The organism is Intestinibacter sp., assembly GCF_051866655.1.
Taxonomy (GTDB): Bacteria; Bacillota; Clostridia; order Peptostreptococcales; family Peptostreptococcaceae; genus Intestinibacter.
In genome coordinates this window covers 1-5,177 of the sequence record NZ_JBJDXL010000183.1, presented here as the reverse complement: position 1 = coordinate 5,177, position 5,177 = coordinate 1, and the positions used below count along the sequence as shown (strand labels likewise).

The 5,177-nt window shown below is 34.5% G+C and carries 6 protein-coding genes; 2 read left to right on the top strand and 4 right to left on the bottom strand.

Annotation, left to right across the window (positions count from 1 at the left end):
* A partial coding sequence (locus tag ACI3VO_RS05570) for a MurR/RpiR family transcriptional regulator (protein WP_439756960.1) occupies window positions 1–516 on the bottom strand: 516 nt, incomplete at its 3' end.
* 195 nt (window positions 517–711) lie between these two features.
* Between ACI3VO_RS05570 and ACI3VO_RS05565 the strand changes: the two genes are divergently transcribed.
* Window positions 712–1,155 carry a MarR family winged helix-turn-helix transcriptional regulator gene (locus ACI3VO_RS05565; protein ID WP_439756959.1) on the top strand — a complete coding sequence of 148 codons (444 nt, stop codon included), beginning with the start codon at window positions 712–714 and terminating at the stop codon, window positions 1,153–1,155.
* A gap of 12 nt (window positions 1,156–1,167) precedes the next feature.
* Window positions 1,168–2,532 (top strand): MATE family efflux transporter, encoded by a 1,365-nt coding sequence (locus tag ACI3VO_RS05560; protein WP_439756958.1) that lies wholly within the window; start codon window positions 1,168–1,170, stop codon window positions 2,530–2,532.
* Window positions 2,533–2,574: 42 nt separating this feature from the next.
* Here the strand turns inward: ACI3VO_RS05560 and ACI3VO_RS05555 are convergent, their stop codons facing one another.
* The 3 genes from ACI3VO_RS05555 to ACI3VO_RS05545 form a co-directional block, all read right to left on the bottom strand.
* The gene (locus ACI3VO_RS05555) at window positions 2,575–2,988 is read right to left on the bottom strand and encodes a peptide deformylase (protein ID WP_439756957.1); all 414 of its coding nucleotides are present in this window, start codon (window positions 2,986–2,988) and stop codon (window positions 2,575–2,577) included.
* A gap of 12 nt (window positions 2,989–3,000) precedes the next feature.
* A complete protein-coding gene (locus ACI3VO_RS05550; RefSeq protein ID WP_439756956.1) occupies window positions 3,001–3,741 on the bottom strand; it encodes a Type 1 glutamine amidotransferase-like domain-containing protein in 741 nt (246 codons plus the stop codon).
* A gap of 397 nt (window positions 3,742–4,138) precedes the next feature.
* A complete protein-coding gene (locus ACI3VO_RS05545; protein ID WP_439756955.1) occupies window positions 4,139–5,008 on the bottom strand; it encodes a helix-turn-helix transcriptional regulator in 870 nt (289 codons plus the stop codon).
* Window positions 5,009–5,177: the final 169 nt, after the last annotated feature.

Sequence of the window (5,177 nt, the reverse complement as noted above, 5' to 3'; positions counted from 1 at the left end):
ATATCCTAGCTGAGTTTCCCAGATGCTCAGCGCCACTGATTTTATTCCCAACTGGTTGAACTTATAAGCCCCATCCAATGCTACTGGTATCGTGTTTCCTACTGCTGCAAATTGGACGCATTCAGCATTTTTGAATAAATCCAGTATTTTGCTCAACTTATCCTCGTCCATCATGCGCACTGTCTGTGTCAGCTCCTCTATTTTATTCGCCAAAATATTTTCCAGCGATTGTGATATGTTGTTTATATCTATATTATTGGATTTGACTATATCTATCTCATTGTCCGACAATTCCTTTGCCAGTGTAATTTTCAGATGATGAAATCCCTTTAAATTACATTTTTTGCAAAAACGCGACACAGTTGCATCGCTAGTCTTGCTCTCCCTCGCCAATTCCGCGACCGTCATATCCACGACCTTTTCCTTATTTGCAAGTATGTAGTCCGCTATTTTCTTCTCTGCATCAAAGAAATCCTCATACATAGAAAAAAGTATATCTGTGACTTTTGTCGCCATAGCCTCCACCTCCCGTAAAATTTTTTTTCATAAAAGTCGCTTTTTATGATAGATTTATTTTATGAGATAAGTATAACATGATAGATTTATTTCATCAATAGCTCATAATAAATTTTTTTATTTTAACCATTGACATTATTATCTATACAAATATAATATAGTTTAGTACAAAACATTTTTTCGAGGAGGTTAACTGTGAAAAATAAATCCAAGCTTGGACTTCATATCGATAAAATAAATCGTATAATTTCAAGAAAAATAGATGCCGCTGTAATTCGCTCTATAGACGGCAAGATAACTTTATCTCAGGCATATGTGATAGATTTTATTTCTGACAATAGCTCGAGGGATATATTTCAAAAGGACATAGAAAAGGAATTCGACTTAAAGCGTTCTTCCGTCAGCCTTATGCTAAACAACATGGAAAAAAACAACTTAATCAAGAGAGTACCAGTTGCAGAGGATGCGCGCCTGAAGAAAATAGTTTTGACAGAGAAATCAATTGAACTGTCTAAAATAGTTTCAGATGCAATTGATTCAGGTGAAAACCAATTGGCAAAGGATATAACACCTGAAGAAATAGAAGTATTTTACAAGGTTTTAGGTAAAATTAGAAATAATTTAGAGGGCCAAATTTAAAGGAGGAAATAAATGTCAAAGGTATCAGATTTTACAGAAGGAAAAATATTATCTCCATTATTAAAATTCATGTTTCCGATACTAGTAGCTTTGTTTTTGCAGACTATGTACGGAGCTGTGGATTTGCTTGTAGTAGGAAGATTTGGACATGCGGCTGATGTGTCTGCTGTTTCGACTGGAAGTCAGGTCATGATGGTCATAACGGCGATGATCACAGGGCTTACTATGGGAATTACTATATTAATCGGTCAAAAGCTCGGCGAAGGAAAGAGAGCTGAGGCAGGAAACGTAGTCGGCAGCGGAATTTGTATTTTTGCTGTTGTTGCTGTCGTTATAACTGCTGTATTTGTAACATTTGCACCTGCTGTTTCATCATTTGCAAATGCACCTGTTGAAGCGTTTGATGGTACGGTTTCTTATTTGAGAATTTGCGCGGCTGGATCAGCTTTTATAATCGCATATAACGTAATCGGTGGTGTGTTTAGGGGGCTTGGCGATTCGAAAACTCCTCTTATCACGGTTTCAATAGCTTGCGTCGTGAATATCATCGGCGATTTAGTATTTGTAGGGCTGTTTAAAATGGCTGCAACTGGTGCGGCGCTTGCGACTGTGTTTGCTCAGGCGATCAGTGTAATTTTATCTATAGTTATAATAAAGAGAAGAGGACTTCCTTTCGATTTTTCGCTAAAAAGTATAAAATTCCACAAAAAACTGACTTCACAAATAATAAAATACGGCGCACCGATAGCTCTGCAGGATGTCCTTGTCCACATATCATTTTTGGTGATTATGATGATAGGAAATTCAATGGGTGTAGTCGCATCGGCTGGTATAGGAATATCCGAAAAGCTTGCAGGATTTATAATGCTTATACCGTCTTCATTTTCTCAAGCTGTGTCTGCATTTGTAGCACAAAACTACGGCGCTAAAAAATACGACAGATCTAAGAAGGTTCTGCTTTACGCTGTCGGACTTTCTCTATGCTGTGGTGTTTTCATGTTCTACTTCTCAGTATTCCATGGAAATCTGCTTTCAGGATTGTTCTCTACAGAGGAGGATGTTGTCATGGCGTCTTGGGATTACTTGAAGGCTTACGGAATAGATTGCTTGTTCACTGCGATTATGTTCTCTATGGTCGGATATTTCAATGGTTGTGGGCAAACTACATTTGTTATGATTCAAGGGATAGTCGGAGCTTTCTGCGTTAGAATTCCTGTTTCTTATTTTATGAGTAAATTGGAGCCTGTGTCTTTATTTAAGGTAGGGCTTGCTACTCCAGCTTCTACACTTGTTCAGATTGCTTTGTGCGTTGTTTATTTTGTGATTTTGTCTAGGAAGCTGTCTGCTGAGAAAAATTCATTAGAAGAAGCTAATTAAAAAAAGTTACCAGTTGCTTTTTACAGCTGGTAACTTTTTTCGTTAAATTATAATTCCCTCAAAATGATCCATCTCATGTTGGATAATCTGTGCAACAAAGCCCTTAAACATCTGTTGCTTTTCGTTGAATTTTGCATCTAGGTATTTGACCTCTATCGTTTCGTATCTAGTCGTTTTTCTTGAGCCAGTTAGAGATAGGCAGCTTTCCTCTGCTTCGTATGGATTTTCTTTTTTTATTATAACTGGATTTACCATAGGGACTATGATTGAGCCACCTATAGCGAATACCAATATGCGTTTTTTAACACCTATCATATTCGCCGCCAGTCCCACGCATCCGTTTATATTAGCCTTTAATGTATCTATTAAATCCTGGATAACTCCTACATCGTCCTTTGTTGCCGGCTCTGATTTTTGCTCTAAAAATAATATGTCTTTTACAATTGGTTTTACCATTTCATCACCTTCCTAGTCTATATCTAACACCTGTCCATTTTCGCATATTTTTCTAATTCCGCCGTCCTTAACTAGATAAGCTTCTCCATGTAATTTCGTAACTCCATTTCGCTGCAAAATAAAGCTTCCATCTGTCAAGGCGTAAAATTCTCTTCCGATGCTGTCAGGATATGAAATTTCCTCTATAACGCGTTTTCCATCTAATACATCGTCCTTTATCGCTTGGTAATGAGGAATTACCATAAACTTCGTAAGCCCAAGCCCCTCTATAAATCTCTCGTAATTCGGGTCAATGCTTTCTCCCTCTGCTTCAGGCTGAGCGTATACGATTTTCGCACAATTCATAGTTCCGGCGCTGATTCCCATTACAATTCCTTCGAATTTTTGTATTTTGGGCGTTAATTTTAGTTCATTGAAAAACGCGTTTTGAGTAGGAACATGTCCACCGCCCAGCACGATAAAATCATACTCAAAAATATCTTCTATTATATCCTGTCCATTCCTGTGGTCACAAACATCGAATCTATCCACAGAAAGCTCGCTTTTTGCAAATTTTTCCTCAAAATCCCTCGCCATAGCATCGTTCATCTCAAATGCATCAGGATCAGCACTTATCAACAAGCACTTGGCATCGTCCTTCCAGTCCTTTTTAAGTTCCTCCACAAGATTATTTGCTGGATTCACTCCTGGATAATCCTGTTGCCCCCATTGTCTGTACGCACCGATTGGGCTGCTAGTCAAATAAAGCTTCATTTTTATGTCCTCCCATTCATATTATAAGAAAATCCTTCTCTTAAAGACCTAACACCTTGCAACTCTAACCATTGTAATTATATTTAACAACTTTGTGATAGTGTTTTTTGCAGTTATTGTGTATTTACCTACGATCTTGAATATTCATTGATTTTCGATTTTTATTTTTAATTCGTAACATTAAAATAAAAGAGCTATACCCATGAAATAATATAACCCTTGAAATTACTATTTATCTATATAATAACATGTTTCACAATTATTATAAAAGCTGTATCACAAAGTTGTTAAATATATACACAATGCACTAAGTATGCTTATAATGGCAATAAATAAAGCTCTTTACGATAAATTCCATTCATCAAAAGAGCTTTTTAACGCGTATTAAATTATAAATTTAGTAGTCCTTTTTACTATATTCTCTATACTTAGATGGTAGCATTCCTGTAGATGCCTTAAATTGAGATGTAAATGAGCTCGCCTTTTTAAATCCAATTTTCTTAGCTATTTCATTTAAAGAGTAATCTGTAGTTTCTAAAAGGACCTTTGCCTTTGATATTCTTATTTTTATTAAATACGAATGTGGAGTTTCACCTAATGCCTTTTTAAATGCAAAGCCAAAGTAATTTTTTGATAGACCTGCTAATTTAGCCATTTCTTCTATTTTTATTTCTCTATCATAATTATGATTTATAAAATCCGCAACTAAATAAATTCCCTTTTGGTAGCTTTGTTTTTCTTTAAAAATATCGACATCCTTATTTACGCTTCCACTAATTAATTCTCTACAAAAAAGATTTGCAACCATATCTAATTTTACTAAATCCTTTTGATCGTTTTTTAGAAACTCTTGCTCAAAAATATGTAAATAAAACTTCAATTCTCTTGATAAATATATAGGGTGATTAAATATATCATCTGAACAATTTAATTCTTTCATTATTTTGTCTAAATACTCTTTTTTTACGAGAATATCTGTATATTCTACATTAGAAAGACTGTATTTTATACCGTGATTTGCACTACTTTTAGCTGGATAAATATATCCTCTCTCTCCAAAAAATATACTATCTTCATTTACTAGAAAAGGTATTGGAGTGTAAGGAATAAAAAATTCATATTCATCATGGCTGTGAATTCTACATTTAACCTCATCTTTATTTGGAAAATTATATTCAGCTATAAATATATTCTCGTTATAATACAAATTACAATTATCATAAAGCTCTTTTGCATTTTCACTATAAGAATTTACTACTTTTATCATATATAATATCCTTTCTCTATTATCGTATTCTTGTTCAGATTTTAAAAAAATACAATAGTACTCCAATATACTATATATAATAATAACAAAAGGTATTTTTCTTCGTAACGTACTTTAGTGCAAATTTTTGTACAGGTGAGACTTGAATATTTTTATTCTTCTTTATTTT